The sequence below is a fragment of the Thalassospira lucentensis genome, from assembly GCF_050516545.1.
GTDB classification, from domain to species: Bacteria; Pseudomonadota; Alphaproteobacteria; order Rhodospirillales; family Thalassospiraceae; genus Thalassospira; species Thalassospira lucentensis_C.
The window spans coordinates 1,053,357-1,070,454 of the sequence record NZ_CP191544.1 but is presented as its reverse complement, the minus strand read 5'-3'; the positions used below and the strand labels follow the sequence as shown (position 1 = coordinate 1,070,454).

Here is a 17,098-nt window from a genome sequence, read left to right as displayed (position 1 = left end):
ATACTGTCCCTGATCAAGGTGCCCGACATGACCGACGCAACCGCAAAATCCCCATCCGCAAATCTGGCTCCGATGTTTATCTCGCACGGCTCTCCGATGCTGGTTGCGCGTCAAAACACACCTGCCTTTGATTTCTTTGTCGGTGAACTGGGCCGCCATACCGACGGTGTCCGCGCCATCTTGATCGTGTCTGCTCATTGGCAGACCGATGCCCCGACCATCTCGACCGCAGAACAGCAAGAAACCATCCATGATTTCTTTGGCTTCCCACAGCCGCTTTATGATCTGCGATATGACGTCGTGGGTGATCCCGATCTGGCCGGGCAAATTGCCGATCAGATCGATATTGCCACCGATGACGCGCGCGGCCTTGATCACGGGGCCTGGATGCCGATGGTTCTCGCCCGCCCGAATGCCGACATTCCGGTTTTTCAGCTTTCCATGCTCGGCCATGGCAGCCCCAAAGATCATTATGAATTGGGTAAAAAGCTGCGCGGTTTGCGCGATTTGGGCGTTCTTGTCATTGCCAGTGGTGCGATGACCCATAACTTGCGTGTGCTTGATCGCAACGAAGGGCCAATTGATCCTTGGGCCACGGAATTCACCGACTGGATGCTTGAAAAAGTCAAAGCCCACGACATCGACGCATTGCTGAACTATCGCAGCCTCGCCCCGCATGCCGCCATGGCCCATCCCGAAGACGATCATTTGATGCCGTTTTACGTCGCCCTTGGCGCGGCATCAGACGGTTTCACGCCTGATCTGATCCATAACAGCTATGAATTTGGCAACCTTGCCATGACGGCTGTGCGGTTTTACGATCAGGGCGCGATTAAAACTGCGGCCTGAATATATACGCGTTGGTCGCCGCCGATAGAAAGTCAAACCGGGAGGTTTCCCTCCCGGTCATTCGATTAAAACATCAGGCGCACACCGGCCACCACAAAGGTTGCCTCGTAGTCCTCACCGTCATTTCTGGAAAAATCGGCGGTATCACCCAGTTTCCTTTCATAGGCAACACCGATATAGGGTGACACACTACGATCAATCAGATCGTAGCTCAGCCGCAATCCAAGCTCGATGGCAAACAATCCCTTGCCGACTTCAAGCTCCCGATCTTCGGAGAACGCCGCATTAATCTCGACAGATGGCGTCAAGATCAGACGATTGGTGATCAGGCCTTCATATTCGATATCAAGTCGCGCACTTCCATCGCCGGTTTCGCTGACAAACAGATCGGCATCGACTTCAAACCACTGCGGCACAAGCCCCATCACCCCGACGGTCCCGTACCAACGATCTGTACCTTCGGGGCTATCCAAACGCACGCCAGCCTTGGCATCAAAGAAATCAGAGATCGGTGTTTGAAGCACGACCCGGTTTTCAAGACTCTCATAAAAGTCGGCACTCAGATCGCGCTCTCCCTCACCTTGCCAGCGCAGTTTCAATTCATCGGTGCCAATAAAGGCATCCCCATCCCAGACAAACAGCTTCTCGCTTTCGTCTCCGGAACGGTATTCAAACTGCTCCATCTGAATGCCATAGAAAATGTGATTATCCGCCTTTGCCCCCAATGAGAACGAAAGAAATGTGGCAATAACACTGCCACCAAATGCGACCAATTTAACGATTTTCATGATCAATCAGCTCCCGTTCTCAAGAGAAACCGTGGGGCCACCTTCAACAATGACCTTGCGGAACATTCCCGACGCCATGTGGTAGCTTAAATGACAATGGAACGCCCATTGCCCCGGTTCATCGACTTCGGTTTCGGAATAAACGGTGGTTCCCGGGTTAATATTGATCGTATGTTTGACCGGGTTCCATTTGCCCTGCCCGGTATCAAGGATCGACCACATGCCATGAAGATGCATCGGGTGGGACATCATCGTTTCATTGACGAATTTGAACCGGACACGTTCCCCGTATTTTAGGCGAATTGGCTCCGCATCTTCGTATTTGACGCCATTGATCGACCATGTGTATCGCTCCATATTTCCGGTCAATCGAAGCTCGATCTCACGCGTTGCCGGGCGTTCGGGATATAATGGTTTCTGCGCCTTCAGATCACCATATGACAGGAACTTTCCACCATTTGCAGCCCCCGGGGTTAACCCGCTGCCCGCCGCATAAAACGGATCAGCCTTGGCAGCCCCCATATTGGAATGATCCATTCCGCTCATATTGGAATGATCCATGCCAGCCATATTGCCCAGATCGCTATCGCCCATAGCGCCATGATCCATACCGGCCATGTCGCCATGATTCATCCCCATATCCGCCATGGTCAGTAATGGAGACTCCATGCGACGTTCGGGCATATCAGCACGCATACCTTCCTTGGGTGCCAGCGTGGCAAAGGCATAACCTGACCGCCCCATGGACTCTGCCATGATGCCATACGCCTTAGCGTCTTTTGGTTGAACGATCACGTCATATGTTTCTGCCACCGAAATGCGAAATTCATCAACCTTCACAGGCTGCACATTATTGCCATCTGCTTGCACGACTGTCATGCCAAGTCCCGGTATGCGAACATCGAAATAGGTCATCGCCGACGCATTAATGAACCGCAGGCGAACACGTTCACCCGGTTCAAACAGCCCCGTCCAATTCTGTTCCGGTGACTTGCCATTGATCAGGCCAACAAACCCTTGAACATCTTCGATGTCGGTTGGCATCATGCGCATGCTGCCCCAGTCCCCGCGCTCAGACAACGTCGCACCAAGACCGTTTTCCGAAACATCATTGATGAAATCGCCAAGGGTCCGCTGATTGCGATTGTAGTAATCGGGCATCATTTTCAAGTTCCGCAAAATACGGGCGCCCGAATGCGGATGCTTGTCTTTCAACACCACGACATATTCACGGTCGAATTTAAACGGCTCACGCTTTTCCGGTTCGATAATGATCGAACCATAAGCCCCGTCTGGTTCCTGAAAACCGGAATGGCTGTGGAACCAGTATGTCCCGCTTTGTTTGACCGGAATACGATAGGTAAAGGTTTCCCCCGGCTCAATTCCGGGAAAACTGATCCCCGGAACCCCATCCATCTGATAGGGAAGGATCAAACCATGCCAATGAATTGACGTCGCCTCTTTAAGGTTATTTGTCACCTTGATGACGGCTTCTTCGCCTTCCTTGAACCGCAAGGTCGGGCCCGGCGAAACACCATTATATCCGATGCCTTTAGTTTGCGTGTCACCCGTATTGATGGTGACATAATCTACGGAAAGATCATATGTCGCCGCACTGACTGTGAAAGGCACAATCATCGCGGCAAGCGCACCCAAAAGGACGCGTCCAGCGAATTTGATTTTCATTTTTCAATTCCAGAAGATCAGATGCGCCAGAGGCATAAGAATTAGCTACCTCTGGCACAAAACAAGGGGGACGAATTACTGCAAGCGGACTTTGCCAACCATGCCGCTTTCATAGTGGCCCGGAACATTGCAGGCGAATTCGAGTTCCGCTGCTTTGGGGAATGTCCAGATCACCTCAGCCGTTTTTCCCGGCTCAAGCAAAACACTGTTGGGATCGTCATGCTTCATCGTCATGCCGTTCCCCATGTCCATTTCCATCTTGTCCATATGGATTTTATCAACATCAAGCACACCATGCTCAACCATCATCATCATTTCTTCCTGATGACCGGCATGCATGGCCGCTGTGCCAATATTGAATTCGTGAACAAACTCGCCTTTGTTTTCGACCAGAAAACGAACCGTTTCACCGCCACGGACGATGATTTTTTCCGGGTCGTAAAAGTTATCTTCCATCGTTATGCGAATGGTCCGGCGAACATCAGATATATTGCCCGGCGCACCGATATCAAAAGCCGCCTCGCTACCATGGGCATCGCTGTGACCTGCACCCGCGAAAGCCGGCGCCTGAACAGCCATCAATGATCCGAACACAAAGGTAGAAGCAGCAAGAATACGAATAGAAGATGTTTTGAAGTTGGGCATGTAAATGCTCCTGAGAAATATTCACAAGAATGCCCTCACAACGCACAATTCGGGCGCTATGGCGTATGATTTTCCTGCAAAAACAGGGGGAAAACGCGAAAGGGCGGCAATTAGAAAGGTGAATTTTCTCAGATACGCGGAGGTTTAACCCGAACGTCAATCTCTGCAGAAGATGCCCGACGGACTTCTGTCCAGTATTTCACATTGTGAACAACCGGAACAGCCATCCAGATACCATCAAGTTCCTGAACGAATGGGCCGCAAACGGCCATACCACACATATCGGGGTGCGCAGCATTCTGTTCATGATGGGATGACACTGGCATGTCTGAAATCATGCCATGATGCCCAGAAGCGGAATTCGCAACATCTGCCTGCACACCCTCAATCCCCGACAGCATAACTGTCAGGACGATGATCAGTGAAAGAAGGCAAGAAACAAACCGCAAGACATTTTCCTATGATGTTGCTTTGCGATCAGTATATAGCGCTGCCAAAATCGTCAAGTGGCAATATTGTGGCAAGACAACCAACATAGCCCCCTAGGTCCGGCTCCCAGCCTTCGCTCAATCGCTAAAAACCTACCTGAGATCAGATTGCTTCTGAATGAAATTTCGATCCAAGCTTAACAAGTTCGGCAATCTTGCCATACTTTCACTACGCTCTTACGATAACGGGCACGGTAACTCGGACGGTAAAGGAACAGCTCGCCATGCTACGCCAAGACCAGACCACACTTGAAATCACCACCAGCGGTCAGGGTCTGTTTGAAATTACCGATCCGGTTCAGTCATGGATTGCCCAAACCGGCCTGTCTTGTGGTCAACTTTCCGTCTTTGTCCGCCATACATCGGCCAGCCTGACCATTCAGGAAAATGCCGATCCGGATGTGCGGCTTGATCTCGAAACCTTCTTTGCACAACTCGTACAGGAAAACCCCAGTCTCTATCGTCACACCTGCGAAGGACCGGACGATATGCCCGCCCACATCAAATCCGCCCTGACCGATGTGTCTTTGACCATTCCGGTTGGCGATGGCCGGGCAATGCTCGGCACATGGCAGGGCATTTATCTGTTTGAACATCGCCATGCACCGCACCGGCGCAAAGTTACCCTGCATCTGATCGGGGAATAGTAAAAGCGTGGGCCTAAAGAACGGCTAGGCCGCCAATTCTGGCTTTGACGCCCAAAGCCCCATAACCTGCGCTTCAACCAATTCACGCAATGTTGCGCACATATCTTCGCAGTCGAAATTCTGGCGGCTCATATGTTCGTGGATGGTAAACAGGAAAAGCGCCATCAGGCTTTTTCGGATCAGTTCAGGCGACAAATTGGCGTTTAATTCACCAGACAATTGCGCTTCTTCGATCAAACCCTGAAACGCCTTGATCAAGCCACTGCTTTGCATGATGTCATTGACCGCCCCTTTGCGTGCGGTAAAGACCACTTGTTGCATGATCACCTGCCACATACCGGGATTAAGACCAATCTGGGCAAAGCGATAAGATGCAACATGCATCAACCTGTCCACAAAGCACCATTCCGGATCCATGGTATAAAGACCGATTTCAATCGCCTCGGCCATTTGCGCCCCGATGCAGCAAATCACCAGTTCTTCCTTGGTCGGAAAATGATTGAAAATCGTGCCTTCGGCCACACCGGCCCGCTTGGCTATTTCGCGGGTGGATGCACTGTCAAAATCACCACTCGCAAAACAGTTCCGCGCGGCTTCCAAGATCTTTTGACGGGTCTCTTCGCGTTTGGTCGCCCGGATATTCATGGGGCTTCTCCGGCTATATGAGTTAACTCAATGAGTACACTCACCTAAACTGCAAAAAACAATCTGTCAATTACCCTGAACTTAAAGTGGTGCAGCTGCGCGCATCCGGCGGCTTTCACGAATGCCCAGAAGACTGTGGAACACCAATGTCACAATGACGATTGTGCCGCACACAAGGGTCATCTGGCCCGGTGTTTCGTCAATCACCAGCCATACCAGAAACGATCCAAGGATCGCTTCATTCAGCATGATCAACCCGACCTCGGCGGCGGGAATTTTCCGTGCGCCTGCCGAAATAAACAAAAACGATACCGGCAGCACCCAGAATCCCAATATTAAAAGCCACACCCAGTCCATGCCGGTCACACTAAACGGTTCCGCCGTCGGCAGCAGGATCAGTGCCCCCAAACAGGACCCAAACAGCATGGCCTTGACTTCATTGATCTGCGGCCGTGCGCCAATGACGTTAAAGAACCCGGCCATGCAGGTCGCGGCACCGAGCGCAAGAACATCGCCAAGGGCGTTTTCCCCGCCAAAACCAGCCCCGACAATCAAGGCAAGGGCGACAAACACCACAACCGACGCCACCCAGGTCCGCATCGGTTGGTTGCGCTTAAACACCAACACCCCGATCACACCGGCAATCAACGGGGTCGCGGCAATGATGACCAATGTGTTTGCCGCATCGGTGTTGCGGATCGACAGGATAAAGAAAATCGCCGTGCCGCAAAAAAACAAACCCGCCGGAATTTCAGGGCGTCCCGGCATAACCGAGGCAACAAACCCTTGTCCCTTATAGTGCCCCTTTATCAAGGCCATCACAAAGGTCGCAACCGCCAAAAACCCGATCCGCCAGAATGACGCCGTCATATCGTCCACTTCAATCAGGCGGATCAACAAAGCATCCGGGCAAATGACAAGCACCCCGATAAAGGTAAGCCACGCACCGTGCAAATTTCCGACCTGATTGCGAAACGACATAATCTGCGACTTTCAAACATTTGATATTAAACTCAAAAACACGCCTTACCTTTGATATTGCGCATGAATCTTATCCTTATAGTAGTGCGGTGCTTTGGTCTTGAAGGCAATTTCATTTTCCTCAACTGTTGCTGAAACAGCTTCAAGCAATCAACAACATTCCAATAATGCTGCGTCGCACAAGAGAAGAAACTGTTTTGTTCAGAACCCAAGGGCGTTAAGTTTGGCAAATTACACGCCACCGCAGTAAAAAGGATCGATCATCATGGCTGGTAAAATTGACGCACAGCTTGCCAAACTTGGCATCACCCTGCCCCAGGCCACCGCACCGGTTGCCAATTACGTGCCCTATGTTGTGTCAAACAACCTTGTCCACATTTCGGGTCAGATCACCATGGAAAATGGCGAACTGAAATTTGTCGGCAAGCTCGGAAAAGACTATCAGGTTGAAGAAGGCCAAAAAGCCGCCCGCCTCTGTGCGCTGAACCTGATTGCACAGCTTAAATCCGCGATTGGTGATCTTGATAAAGTCACCCGTGTTGTCAAACTGAACGCATTCGTGAACTCCGCCCCGGACTTCACCGATCAACCAAAAGTCGTCAATGGCGCGTCCGACACCATGGTTGAAATCTTTGGCGATGTCGGCAAACATGCCCGCTCCGCTGTTGGTGTTGCGTCTCTACCACTCGGTGTCGCGGTCGAAATTGATGGCATTTTCGAATTCGCCGACTAAGCCTGATCAACAACATCACCAAAATTAGCCGGGCAGTCGCCCGGCTTTTTTGTTGAACGCTTGTTACTCGACAGTTTTTGCCAACTGTTCAATCACGGTGCCCCACCCTTCGAAGAATCCCATCTCCTGATGCTTCAGGGAGTCTTCCGTATTTCGATGCAATACATGCGCCCGGTACAACGTACCGTTACCCTCCTGTGTGAAGGTTATGATCGCGGTCAGCGCCAACCACGGCTCGGTCGGTTGCCACCCCTCTTGTAGTACCGTCGTCCAGACAAGACGCTTATCGGGAACCACCTCAAGAAAACAGCCTTCGACATGGGGCTGAAAATCTTCACCACTTTGGCGCATCCGTGTCTCAAACCCGCCTCCGGCGCGCAGGTCTAGCTTCATCACCTTGCATTCTATCGGGGCCGGTATCCACCACTTCTCAAGATGCTCGGGCGTACTCCATGCTTTCCAAACTGTAGATGGCGATGCCTTGATGAAACGTTCGACCGTTAGTTCCGACTGATTAATTGCCATCTTCAGATCTCCCAATCATTTCAACTTCCACATAACTGGCAAGGCGATCGGTTTGCGCCTGCCAGAGTTTCCTCTGTTCGGAAAGCCAGGCTTCGGCTGCTGCCAGTTTTTCAGCATTGATCCGGCAAGTGCGTACACGCCCGACCTTTTCCGAATGAATCAAGCCATCACTTTCAAGAACACGCAGATGCTTCATGAAAGACGGCAACCCCATATCAAAGGGTTCCGCCAGCTCTTTGACCGATGCCGGTCCTCTCGTCAGTCGGCTCAACACCGCCCGGCGCGTCGGGTCGGCAAGGGCGTGAAAAGCCGCATCAAGTGATGTTTGATAGTTTTCCATTTGGAAAACCATAATAAACAGTTCTCCTTTTGGCAAACTTTTTTCCCCGGTGAAATCTCTCCAAAATATTCTTGACCTCAATCGCGGTTGAGGTTCGATAAGCACCGCATCACATCCAAAAGGAGAGCTATGATGCGTGTCTTCATCACCGGCGGCACCGGCCTGATCGGATCGGCGGTACTTAGAAACCTGATTGCCCATGATCATAAGGTTTTCGCCCTTGCCCGGTCCGAGAACAGCAAAAACAACCTGATCACCGCCGGGGCAACACCGGTCATGGGCGATATTACCCACCCTGAAATCTGGTGCGCGGATTTACCCGAAATCGATGCGGTTATTCACGCTGCCAGTGATTTTTCCGATCAAATGGCCGAAATTGATGCCGCCCTGCTCGATCATTTGATCCCGGCTCTGCATCGCCAAGCGCGTCCGGTGCGCCTGATCTATACCGGCGGCATCTGGCTTTATCCAGAATCCTCGCCATCAGACCCGATGATGGATGAAACCACCGCCTTTGCCCCGTTACCGGAATTTCAATGGGGAGAGTCCGGTATCAACCGCGTTCTTTCGGATGAAAAAATCGACGGCATCATCCTTCATCCGGCCTGCGTTTATGCCAGTGGCGAGCAGGGCCGAACCGGGCATTTTGACCGGGATATCGACACCATAAAAACGGAAAACCGCGTTACCGTGATTGGCGGGGATAACATCTATCAACCCTTGGTCCATGCTAACGATCTGGCCGATCTTTACCGGCTGGCGCTTGAGAAGGCCAAACCCGGTTCAAGCTATATCGGATCAACCATCCATGATCTTTCAAACCGCAAGGCGGCAGACCTGATCGCCAGACATTTCGGATCGGGAAACACGCGGGTTGAAACCATCACACCCGAAACCGCGATGGCACGTCTGGGCGACTGGGCCCGTGGCTTGGCCCATAGCCAACATTTCAGCAGTACCAAGGCACAGCATGAACTGGGCTGGAACCCCAAACATCGCGATATCGAAGACGCGATCCGAACGATCAAAGCACACCAAAACTAACGGTGTTAACTTTTACCACCCACCACCTTAAGCCCGACCACGCCACCAATAATCATCAACAGGAAAATGCCCTTCATCGCGGTCATGGGTTCTTTGAAAAACACCAGGCCAATGATCGCGATGGCCGCCGTACCCAGCCCGGCCCAGACCGCATAGGCTGTGCCAATCGGAATAACGCGCAGTGTTAGCGACAAAACCCAGAAACTCAACCCATAGACAACAAGGGTCAGAACCGAAAACCGCCAGTCGGTAAATCCGTTGGAGAATTTAAGCGAAACAGTCCCGATAACCTCAAGGCTGATCGCAATGAACAGATAAAACCAGGCAAGCATGACAAATTTCCTATGGTGGCAGGCAGCCGATATGGCCGGTGCAGCGGGGCGTGCACCCAACCAAAATGGCCGATCCCGCCCGATGACGCAATCCCTTGGCGCCGCATAGCCGCCCTGATCGCACCAAGGCGACGATTTGGATCAAACCAAACCCCAAAATGATTGCGTATAACCGATCAAACGGGCACATTGCCCGACACAAATGCGCGGTAATTGGCCGGTATTTATGCGTGAAGACAGGCCAAAGACAGGAAAACACGATCATGATCGAAACAGATATTCTGATTGCAGGCGGCGGGATCGCCGGAATGAGTGCCGCGGCACGATTTGCCGCCGACGGCCATCAGATCGTGATTGTTGACCCTGCCCCGGCCGACATTGGCGAAGGCACCGATTTACGCACCACCGCCTTTTTGGAGCCGGGGATCGCAACCTTGACCAAGGCCGGTGTATGGGATGCGATCAAACCCACGGGTGCGGAACTGCGCGTCATGCGGATTGTCGATGCAGGTGGCGAAACCAGAACCCCGCGCGAAACCGCCGACTTTGACGGGGCCGAAACCAAACAGGGTTTCTTTGGCTGGAATGTCTCGAACAAGGCCGCCCGCGTTGCCCTGATGGCAAAGCTTGGCCAGCTTGAAAATGTCGATTTCCGATTTTCCACGACTGTGACCGGCTTTAAAAACACTGCGCGTTTTGCCGACGTAGCCCTGTCTGATGATGAAACCATCCGGGCAAAAGTCGTGATTGCCGCCGATGGCCGCAACTCGTCTTTGCGCGACATGGCCGGGATCAAACATAAACGCTGGGCCTATGACCAAAGTGCCATGGTTTTTGTCGTCACCCATGACAAACCGCACAATAATATCTCGACCGAAATTCATCGCACCGGCGGGCCGCTGACCCTTGTTCCGATGCCGGACCTGGGTGGCAAGCCCTGCTCGTCCGTGGTCTGGATGTCGCTGGCTGCACGCGCTGATGAACTTAACGCCATGAGTGATGAGGCACTCTCGTCCGAGATCACTAAAGACACCATGAACCTGTTTGGCCCGCTGACTGTCGCCAGCCCGCGTGCGGTTTGGCCCATGATCGCCCAAGTTCCCAGTCGGTTGATTGCCGCCCGCCTCGCCCTGATTGCCGAGGCCGCCCATGTCGTCCCGCCGATTGGCGCACAAGGGCTTAATATGAGCCTGCATGACATCGAAACACTGGCCGACCTCATGGCCAAGGCCAGATTGCACGGGCAGGATATCGGCGCGACCCCGCTTTTGAAATCCTATGAACGCCGCCAACTGCCCAAAACACTGGCCCGTGTCGGCGGCATTGATCTTTTGAACCGGGCGTCGATGTTGGAGCCAAAACCACTCCGCGATCTGCGCTATGCCGGCCTCTCGGCAATCAACCGCATCGGCCCGTTGCGCAAATTCGCCATCAAGGTCGGGATTGGCAAATAAGCCCCCTTCACCGACAAACGCCATACCCCCGAAAAAAAACATGCCGCACCTTTCACGGTGCGGCATGCTTGATACGGTCACGGATCGAATGCGTTTTTAGTTGGCGCGCAGTTCGTATTTTCCTTCGGTGCGCACATAGAAAACACTGTCCTGATTGGCATCGGCTTTAAGGTGATGGCGGACTTTTTCCTTTGATCCGAAATAGCTGCCCGGTGTCAGCGCTTTGGCATCGCCCGTATCAGCAAGTTCATAGGTCGCAGCCCCGGAAACAAGCACAGCACGCAATTGGGAATCGTTGCTGATCAATTCGCCGTCAAATCCCGCAGGCAGTTTAAGGAAGGTTCCGTTCATCTCGCCCGTTCTGAGCTGCCCCCAAAGAAATGCCATCTGGGCACCTGACGCGTCATCGGTATCGGGGTGATCGATCCAGGTCACGTCTGATGCCGCCAGCCAGACAATGTTGCCCGCATCAAGATTGATCGGGTGTTCGCCATTATCGAACTGCTCTTCGGACGGTTGAACAAGATACGGCCCTTCCAGAATTTCAAGAAATGCCGTCGCACTGCCGCCATCGCGGGCTGCGGTAATATGCGCCTCGCCCGCCGGCTGGGTCCAGAATGACCCCGGTCCCATCCACATGCTTTCGGCCGTGGGATCATCATTATGAACAGCCCCTTCGATCACGACCGCACGATAGGTAATGTTGTGGATATGCGGCGGGGATGAAAAACCATCGGCAAATTCGATAATGGCACCGGTCGGAACATCCTTGCGCATGTCGCCCCACAGAACCCCGGCTTTGGGGCTGGCGTCACCGCGCGCGGGATTAAGCGGCTCAAACACAACATCAGACCGTAAAACAACATCACTGGCCGGTTCTGCATGAACCGGAGCAGCTGCGGATACGCCAGTCATCATGGCGGCGAAAATAAATGCACGTATACTCATGGGGAAACCCTTTGCTTGTCATCACTCAGGCTCCTGCGCCTGTTGAGGACAAGCTATACACAATCCATTTTTATAAAATAATCGGATGAAAAACAAAATGACTATGTGATATAACCAAATAATGAACCTTGATTTGAAATCCATCGAACTGTTTATTCGGGTTGCAACGCTGGGCGCAATCGGCAAGGCCGGTACGGAATTCGGCCTGTCACCCACCGCGACGACCCAACGTATTCAGGCACTCGAAGCGGCGGTCGGGACGCAACTGATCCACCGCACAACGCGTGCCATCTCCTTATCGGCAGATGGCGAAGCCTTCCTGGAACATGCGCGGAAAATCGTCGCCGATGTCGAAGACGCGCTGGCTGATATTCAATACGAACCGCAATCCATTCGCGGTGAATTGCGCATTGCCGCACCGGCATCCTTTGGGCGCATTCATGTCGCCCCCTATATTGCCGAATTTATCGATCTGCATCCGAATGTCTCCATTCAGTTGCATCTGACCGATTCCGTCATCGACATTGTCGAACAGGGTATTGATCTCGCAATCCGGCTGGGCGCTTTGCAAAGCTCGACGCTCAAGGCGCGCAAGCTTGCCGAAAGCCCGCGCATGATTGTGGCCGCACCAGACTATATCGCACGGCACGCAAAGCCGACCTTCCCCGAAGACCTTCACGATCACAACTGTCTGGCCCGCGAAGATATGCGCACTTGGAAAATGACCGGCCCCGATGCGGATGAATACGAAATCAGGATTTCCGGCAACTTCGCCAGCAACTCTGCCGAAGCAGTGACCGAAGCGGCCCTGACCGGTCTCGGGATCGCGCGAAAGTGCCTCTGGGAAGTCGCCGAACATCTCAAAAGCGGCGCATTGGTGCCATTGCTTTCGGACTATACCATCACACCGGAATGGAACGTTTATGCCCTGCGCTCTCCGTCGCGCCTGACACCTGCGCGTGTCCGTGCCTTCGGTGATTTCCTGGGTCAGAAACTTCGTTCGGTTCCTGCCTTGTCAAACCGTAAACCCGATTAACGATCCCACCCGGCATTCGCGGTGATCACGCCCGAACACGGGCCGGATTCCCAACCACAGTCGCCCCGGCGGGCACATCGCGTGTGACCACCGATCCGGCACCGACAATTGCCGCATCACCAATCGTCACACCGGGCAGAATAATCGCACCCCCGCCGATCCAGACATTTTCGCCAATCGTTACCGGTCGCGCGATTTCAAGATGCTGCTTGCGAAGCTCCGGTTCGCGGTGATGATCGGCGCAATAAATCTGCACATTCGGGCCCAGCATCGAATGATCGCCGATCTGCACCGGCGCGGTATCAAGGATCACGCAGCCGACATTTAAAAACACGTCTCGGCCCAGATGGATATTGATGCCATAGGCACAATGAAACCGCGCTTCTATCCGCACGTCTCCGGCACATTTGGCAAATAATGCGCGCAGTTTCGATCCGATATTTCCCCGTTCAGCCGGGGAAAGATGGCTATGTTCATGACATGCATCCAGCGCCCGATGGCGCATTTCGGACAATTGCGGATCAAGGCAGGAATACCAATCTCCTGCCTGCATCTTTTCAAATTCGCTTTGGGGCATAAAAGGTGACGCTTTTTGTTGGTTTCTTAAATTCGCAAGCGAACTCTACGCCTTCCGATCCCCCTGCGCAATTCACCCGAATGGACAATTGCCCCGTCTCGCAGACCATGATCGTTATTGCTTCATATAATCTGGCGCAAACAAATCCAGATCAAGCGATGGCCGAACCCCGATATCGCGGCGGTGCCGTGTTAAAAACGCCGACGCGGCGTCGCGTCCGGTATCGCGCAGCTTGGTCATAAAGCTCCACTCCGCATTCATCTTGGAGGATTGATCAAATTCAAGCATCGCCTCGCTTGCGATGCAATGCATCCGCATCGCCCCCCATTTGCTGGCTTCGCAGACATGCTCGGGCGCATCCTTGCGCAGGATCGAAATCATCCGCAATTCCTTCATCAGGCTGCTATTAAACGATACCTCGTTGAGCCGGTTGGCAATATCACGCGATGATTTGGGAATGCCCGACCGCTTGACCGGATTGATCTGTACGAGAACCGTATCATCCGATCCGCATTCAAGCACCAACGGGCCAAGGCTCGGATTGCCGGAATATCCCCCGTCCCAATAGGGCACCCCGTCAATTTCAATCGCCTTATAGATCGTTGGCAAACAGGCCGATGCCAGCAACACATCAACACTTATATCGGGATTGCGAAACACCCGGCCCTGCCCGGTTTCCACATTGGTTGCGGTGATAAAAAGCTTGGCCGGACTTTCATTAAGTGCCTTGAAATCCACCACATCATTCAAAATCGCCGCCAGCGGATTATCCCCGGCCGGATTAAGATCATAAGGCGAAAACATCTTCGCACTCATATCAAGCCACATATAAGCCAACGAATTTTCAAGCGACCAGTTGCCAAACAAAATATCGATCGGGCTGCGCTGAAGCGGGCTATAGCGTGCTGCTTCCGACACCGCCTGCCAGAACGTTTCAAGATCGGCCCGCGCCCCGTCATGCCCGCCCTTGGCAAAACCCGATGTCACCACCGCCGCATTCATCGCCCCGGCCGAGGTCCCCGAAATCGCCTCGATCGCGATTTCCTCATCTTCCAACAACCGGTCCAGCACACCCCAGGTAAACGCCCCGTGCGATCCCCCGCCCTGAAGTGCGAGGCTGATGGTTTTTTGCGGTTTCCCGGATTTACGCGGGGTTTTGGCTTTGGTCATGGTCCTGCTCTTGGCCTTATCGTCACTTTGCGCCACCGCGCCACGATCAGTATCGCTCATGCCAACTCCTGCTTCACACGTCCGCAAGGGACCACCCTACCATGATGATATGTCGTAGAATTTCGGTTTTACCAGTTTGGAAAGATTAAAAGCAGGAAACGCGACAAAACTGCCACAATATCTGTCATTCCCGCGACGGCGGGAATTTAACGCTAGCGCCCCAACAGGCAAATGTTAACCAAGGCGCCAGCAAATGGTATATACTATTGCCATATACCACCGTTCCACGTAGTATACTCTGATTGTATATACCTGTTGGAGCCACCCGATGACCCAGGCATCCGTCTTTTTGAACAACAAAACACAGGCCATCCGCCTACCCAAAGATGTCGCCTTCCCCGAGGGCACCAAATCGGTCGAGGTGATTACAGTTGGCAATACACGGGTCATCATGCCCGCCGATCAGCTGTGGGACAGCTTCTTTGACGCCCACACCGTCAGCGACGATTTCATGAGTGATCGCAATCAGCCGGACATGCAAAAGCGCGAAGGTTTATAAGCAATGCTGCGCTTCATGCTCGATACCAATATCTGCATCTATACGCTTAAAAACCGTCCGCCCTCGGTCCGCGAACAGTTTAACCGTTACAGCGGTGCGATGTGCATTTCCACCGTCACACAGGCCGAACTGGTCTATGGCGCAATGAAATCCGCCCAGCCCGAAAGCAACCTTGCGACCATCGAACAATTCGCCGCGCGCCTAACAGTGCTTGATTTCGATACCAATGCCGCCGGTCATTACGGCGACATCCGAAGCATGCTTGAAAAACAGGGCAACATCATCGGCCCCTATGACCTCATGATCGCCGGACATGCCCGCAGTCAGGGACTAACGCTGGTGACAAACAACATGCGGGAGTTTGAACGTGTGGCCGGTTTAAGGCTTGAAAATTGGGTATGATATCGAAGAACAGGAAATCGCCCTCTTTTAGTTGCGCCCCCAACTTCAACATATCCACCTGTCGTCACCCCCGCGAAGGCGGGGGCCCATAGAGACCACCGCGTCACACGTGACCAATGCATCACATTGGATGCCCGCCTGCGCGGGCATGACCCAAGGGTAGGAAAGCTGACAAAATTATCTTTTTCCCCGACCTCGCAAACCCTCATCCCCACTCAATCGCCGCCGGTAATCCAGCTTCGGCGCTTGCTCTATCACCATGGCAAGGAATATCCGCGCAATCGGCGACAGGCTTTTGCTCTGGCGCGTGATCACGCCGATCTGGCGGTGGCGGGTTGGTTGACACAGCGGCACACTATCATATCCTGAACCGTGTAAACCCTGCTTGGGCGTGGCCACATTTGGCCGCTCCCCCAAAAGAAGCGGTCAAAACCGTTTGATCAGGCCAACACGGATATTGTGGGATTGAAAATCGGCATCATGGCTAAAGACATCGTCATTCCCCGCCGGGGCAGATAACAGATTACTGCCATCGACGATGTCGGGATAATAGGTCATCACATAATCGCCCCGCAACGACCAACCATCGCCGATCTGGTGGCTCACCCCGATATTGGACGACACCCCAAAGACGGTTTCTTCAGTGCTGAACGACGCCGCTGCCGGGCTCGCATCATCCGAGAAGTTGAATTTATAATTGAACCGGCTGACAGATGGCCCGGCCGCAACATGGATCATTGTATCGCCAAAGCTATAGCCAACCCGTGGACGGATGCTAAAGGAAAACTTGCTTTCGACTTTTGTGCTAACGAAAAAGTCATTGGCGACTGTGTTGTATCTGGTTGGACCACTATTTTCGGTTTTGGAATAATTCATCGCAGTCAGATCGGCTTCAATGCCATAGACAAGATTGCCATCCTGCACATTATAGCCCAGCAAGCCTGAACCACTGATCGCGAAACCATCAACATCTTGCTGGAAAGTATTGTTCAGCAGGTCGATGTTAAGCGTGTCAAAATATGTACCGTCACTGACCGTCGTATCCGGGCTGGATTTGCCATAGACACCGCCCAAGGCCGCACCGCCATAAAACCCCTGCCAGTTATTGTCCGACATGCTGTCATCAGCATATGCCGCATTCGCCGACATCATGGCACAAACCGCGCCAGCAACACCCCACAGACCACGCATAACAAACCCTTACCCTGAAAATATTCCAAGCACCCTACAATTTCAGACTGCTCTCATT

21 protein-coding genes are annotated in these 17,098 nt (G+C 53.0%); 8 read left to right on the top strand and 13 right to left on the bottom strand.

Going from position 1 to position 17,098, the window contains the following annotated elements:
• Positions 1–27 precede the first annotated feature (27 nt).
• Entirely contained in the window at positions 28–849 is an 822-nt protein-coding gene (locus ACQ0MK_RS04910) for a DODA-type extradiol aromatic ring-opening family dioxygenase (protein ID WP_430475069.1), read from the top strand.
• A gap of 65 nt (positions 850–914) precedes the next feature.
• Here ACQ0MK_RS04910 and ACQ0MK_RS04905 read toward each other — a convergent pair whose 3' ends face one another.
• The 4 genes from ACQ0MK_RS04905 to ACQ0MK_RS04890 form a co-directional block, all read right to left on the bottom strand.
• Positions 915–1,637 carry a copper resistance protein B gene (locus tag ACQ0MK_RS04905; RefSeq protein WP_430475068.1) on the bottom strand — a complete coding sequence of 241 codons (723 nt, stop codon included), beginning with the start codon at positions 1,635–1,637 and terminating at the stop codon, positions 915–917.
• A gap of 6 nt (positions 1,638–1,643) precedes the next feature.
• Positions 1,644–3,323, bottom strand: coding sequence for a copper resistance system multicopper oxidase (locus ACQ0MK_RS04900; RefSeq protein WP_430475067.1), 1,680 nt, complete (start codon positions 3,321–3,323; stop codon positions 1,644–1,646).
• A 75-nt stretch (positions 3,324–3,398) separates the two neighbouring features.
• The gene (locus ACQ0MK_RS04895) at positions 3,399–3,968 is read right to left on the bottom strand and encodes a cupredoxin domain-containing protein (RefSeq protein ID WP_430475066.1); all 570 of its coding nucleotides are present in this window, start codon (positions 3,966–3,968) and stop codon (positions 3,399–3,401) included.
• Between the two features lie 128 nt (positions 3,969–4,096).
• On the bottom strand, positions 4,097–4,417 hold the full coding sequence (locus ACQ0MK_RS04890) for a hypothetical protein (RefSeq protein WP_430475065.1): 321 nt from the start codon (positions 4,415–4,417) through the stop codon (positions 4,097–4,099).
• 263 nt (positions 4,418–4,680) lie between these two features.
• Between ACQ0MK_RS04890 and ACQ0MK_RS04885 the strand changes: the two genes are divergently transcribed.
• Positions 4,681–5,103, top strand: a complete 423-nt coding sequence (locus ACQ0MK_RS04885) for a secondary thiamine-phosphate synthase enzyme YjbQ (RefSeq protein ID WP_430475064.1) — start codon at positions 4,681–4,683, stop codon at positions 5,101–5,103.
• 24 nt (positions 5,104–5,127) lie between these two features.
• Here the strand turns inward: ACQ0MK_RS04885 and ACQ0MK_RS04880 are convergent, their stop codons facing one another.
• Together ACQ0MK_RS04880 and ACQ0MK_RS04875 are read right to left on the bottom strand one after the other, a co-directional pair.
• A complete protein-coding gene (locus tag ACQ0MK_RS04880) occupies positions 5,128–5,748 on the bottom strand; it encodes a TetR/AcrR family transcriptional regulator (protein ID WP_430475063.1) in 621 nt (206 codons plus the stop codon).
• A gap of 81 nt (positions 5,749–5,829) precedes the next feature.
• Positions 5,830–6,729: a DMT family transporter gene (locus ACQ0MK_RS04875; protein WP_430475062.1), complete on the bottom strand. Its 900-nt coding sequence runs from the start codon at positions 6,727–6,729 to the stop codon at positions 5,830–5,832.
• A gap of 265 nt (positions 6,730–6,994) precedes the next feature.
• Here ACQ0MK_RS04875 and ACQ0MK_RS04870 point away from each other — a divergent pair, with 265 nt between their 5' ends.
• The gene (locus tag ACQ0MK_RS04870) at positions 6,995–7,462 is read left to right on the top strand and encodes a RidA family protein (RefSeq protein ID WP_430475061.1); all 468 of its coding nucleotides are present in this window, start codon (positions 6,995–6,997) and stop codon (positions 7,460–7,462) included.
• A gap of 63 nt (positions 7,463–7,525) precedes the next feature.
• Here the strand turns inward: ACQ0MK_RS04870 and ACQ0MK_RS04865 are convergent, their stop codons facing one another.
• A complete protein-coding gene (locus ACQ0MK_RS04865) occupies positions 7,526–7,987 on the bottom strand; it encodes an SRPBCC domain-containing protein (RefSeq protein ID WP_430475060.1) in 462 nt (153 codons plus the stop codon).
• The gene (locus ACQ0MK_RS04860) at positions 7,977–8,432 is read right to left on the bottom strand and encodes an ArsR/SmtB family transcription factor (RefSeq protein WP_430475059.1); all 456 of its coding nucleotides are present in this window, start codon (positions 8,430–8,432) and stop codon (positions 7,977–7,979) included. The genes ACQ0MK_RS04865 and ACQ0MK_RS04860 overlap by 11 nt, the downstream gene beginning before the upstream one ends.
• 27 nt (positions 8,433–8,459) lie before the next feature.
• Here ACQ0MK_RS04860 and ACQ0MK_RS04855 point away from each other — a divergent pair, with 27 nt between their 5' ends.
• Complete coding sequence (locus ACQ0MK_RS04855) at positions 8,460–9,371, top strand: NAD-dependent epimerase/dehydratase family protein (RefSeq protein ID WP_430475058.1); 912 nt, start codon at positions 8,460–8,462, stop codon at positions 9,369–9,371.
• 5 nt (positions 9,372–9,376) lie between these two features.
• Here the strand turns inward: ACQ0MK_RS04855 and ACQ0MK_RS04850 are convergent, their stop codons facing one another.
• Positions 9,377–9,703 (bottom strand): DMT family transporter, encoded by a 327-nt coding sequence (locus tag ACQ0MK_RS04850; protein ID WP_350041298.1) that lies wholly within the window; start codon positions 9,701–9,703, stop codon positions 9,377–9,379.
• A 263-nt stretch (positions 9,704–9,966) separates the two neighbouring features.
• On the opposite strand from ACQ0MK_RS04850, the gene ACQ0MK_RS04845 reads away from it, so the two are divergent.
• Positions 9,967–11,157, top strand: a complete 1,191-nt coding sequence (locus tag ACQ0MK_RS04845; RefSeq protein ID WP_430475057.1) for an FAD-dependent oxidoreductase — start codon at positions 9,967–9,969, stop codon at positions 11,155–11,157.
• A gap of 96 nt (positions 11,158–11,253) precedes the next feature.
• Here ACQ0MK_RS04845 and ACQ0MK_RS04840 read toward each other — a convergent pair whose 3' ends face one another.
• The gene (locus tag ACQ0MK_RS04840) at positions 11,254–12,105 is read right to left on the bottom strand and encodes a DUF4437 domain-containing protein (RefSeq protein WP_430475056.1); all 852 of its coding nucleotides are present in this window, start codon (positions 12,103–12,105) and stop codon (positions 11,254–11,256) included.
• Positions 12,106–12,226: 121 nt separating this feature from the next.
• Here ACQ0MK_RS04840 and ACQ0MK_RS04835 point away from each other — a divergent pair, with 121 nt between their 5' ends.
• Positions 12,227–13,141: a LysR family transcriptional regulator gene (locus ACQ0MK_RS04835; protein ID WP_430475055.1), complete on the top strand. Its 915-nt coding sequence runs from the start codon at positions 12,227–12,229 to the stop codon at positions 13,139–13,141.
• Positions 13,142–13,166: 25 nt separating this feature from the next.
• Here ACQ0MK_RS04835 and ACQ0MK_RS04830 read toward each other — a convergent pair whose 3' ends face one another.
• Together ACQ0MK_RS04830 and ACQ0MK_RS04825 are read right to left on the bottom strand one after the other, a co-directional pair.
• Complete coding sequence (locus ACQ0MK_RS04830; protein WP_430475054.1) at positions 13,167–13,718, bottom strand: sugar O-acetyltransferase; 552 nt, start codon at positions 13,716–13,718, stop codon at positions 13,167–13,169.
• Positions 13,719–13,832: 114 nt separating this feature from the next.
• Positions 13,833–14,948, bottom strand: coding sequence for a patatin-like phospholipase family protein (locus tag ACQ0MK_RS04825; protein WP_430475053.1), 1,116 nt, complete (start codon positions 14,946–14,948; stop codon positions 13,833–13,835).
• A 268-nt stretch (positions 14,949–15,216) separates the two neighbouring features.
• On the opposite strand from ACQ0MK_RS04825, the gene vapB reads away from it, so the two are divergent.
• Complete coding sequence (gene vapB, locus ACQ0MK_RS04820; RefSeq protein ID WP_430475052.1) at positions 15,217–15,447, top strand: type II toxin-antitoxin system VapB family antitoxin; 231 nt, start codon at positions 15,217–15,219, stop codon at positions 15,445–15,447.
• Positions 15,448–15,450: 3 nt separating this feature from the next.
• Positions 15,451–15,849: a type II toxin-antitoxin system tRNA(fMet)-specific endonuclease VapC gene (vapC, locus tag ACQ0MK_RS04815; RefSeq protein WP_430475051.1), complete on the top strand. Its 399-nt coding sequence runs from the start codon at positions 15,451–15,453 to the stop codon at positions 15,847–15,849.
• A 426-nt stretch (positions 15,850–16,275) separates the two neighbouring features.
• On the opposite strand, the gene ACQ0MK_RS04810 is transcribed toward vapC, so the two are convergent.
• Entirely contained in the window at positions 16,276–17,040 is a 765-nt protein-coding gene (locus ACQ0MK_RS04810) for an outer membrane protein (RefSeq protein ID WP_430475050.1), read from the bottom strand.
• Between the last annotated feature and the right edge of the window lie 58 nt (positions 17,041–17,098).

Bases quoted from the DNA above. Each gene is read 5' to 3' on its own strand.
- ACQ0MK_RS04910 (WP_430475069.1), top strand. From the start codon at position 28: ATGACCGACGCAACCGCAAAATCCCCATCCGCAAATCTGGCTCCGATG.
- ACQ0MK_RS04905 (WP_430475068.1), bottom strand. From the start codon at position 1,637: ATGAAAATCGTTAAATTGGTCGCATTTGGTGGCAGTGTTATTGCCACA.
- ACQ0MK_RS04900 (WP_430475067.1), bottom strand. From the start codon at position 3,323: ATGAAAATCAAATTCGCTGGACGCGTCCTTTTGGGTGCGCTTGCCGCG.
- ACQ0MK_RS04895 (WP_430475066.1), bottom strand. From the start codon at position 3,968: ATGCCCAACTTCAAAACATCTTCTATTCGTATTCTTGCTGCTTCTACC.
- ACQ0MK_RS04885 (WP_430475064.1), top strand. From the start codon at position 4,681: ATGCTACGCCAAGACCAGACCACACTTGAAATCACCACCAGCGGTCAG.
- ACQ0MK_RS04880 (WP_430475063.1), bottom strand. From the start codon at position 5,748: ATGAATATCCGGGCGACCAAACGCGAAGAGACCCGTCAAAAGATCTTG.
- ACQ0MK_RS04875 (WP_430475062.1), bottom strand. From the start codon at position 6,729: ATGTCGTTTCGCAATCAGGTCGGAAATTTGCACGGTGCGTGGCTTACC.
- ACQ0MK_RS04870 (WP_430475061.1), top strand. From the start codon at position 6,995: ATGGCTGGTAAAATTGACGCACAGCTTGCCAAACTTGGCATCACCCTG.
- ACQ0MK_RS04865 (WP_430475060.1), bottom strand. From the start codon at position 7,987: ATGGCAATTAATCAGTCGGAACTAACGGTCGAACGTTTCATCAAGGCA.
- ACQ0MK_RS04855 (WP_430475058.1), top strand. From the start codon at position 8,460: ATGCGTGTCTTCATCACCGGCGGCACCGGCCTGATCGGATCGGCGGTA.
- ACQ0MK_RS04850 (WP_350041298.1), bottom strand. From the start codon at position 9,703: ATGCTTGCCTGGTTTTATCTGTTCATTGCGATCAGCCTTGAGGTTATC.
- ACQ0MK_RS04845 (WP_430475057.1), top strand. From the start codon at position 9,967: ATGATCGAAACAGATATTCTGATTGCAGGCGGCGGGATCGCCGGAATG.
- ACQ0MK_RS04840 (WP_430475056.1), bottom strand. From the start codon at position 12,105: ATGAGTATACGTGCATTTATTTTCGCCGCCATGATGACTGGCGTATCC.
- ACQ0MK_RS04835 (WP_430475055.1), top strand. From the start codon at position 12,227: ATGAACCTTGATTTGAAATCCATCGAACTGTTTATTCGGGTTGCAACG.
- ACQ0MK_RS04830 (WP_430475054.1), bottom strand. From the start codon at position 13,718: ATGCCCCAAAGCGAATTTGAAAAGATGCAGGCAGGAGATTGGTATTCC.
- ACQ0MK_RS04825 (WP_430475053.1), bottom strand. From the start codon at position 14,948: ATGAGCGATACTGATCGTGGCGCGGTGGCGCAAAGTGACGATAAGGCC.
- vapB (WP_430475052.1), top strand. From the start codon at position 15,217: ATGACCCAGGCATCCGTCTTTTTGAACAACAAAACACAGGCCATCCGC.
- vapC (WP_430475051.1), top strand. From the start codon at position 15,451: ATGCTGCGCTTCATGCTCGATACCAATATCTGCATCTATACGCTTAAA.
- ACQ0MK_RS04810 (WP_430475050.1), bottom strand. From the start codon at position 17,040: ATGCGTGGTCTGTGGGGTGTTGCTGGCGCGGTTTGTGCCATGATGTCG.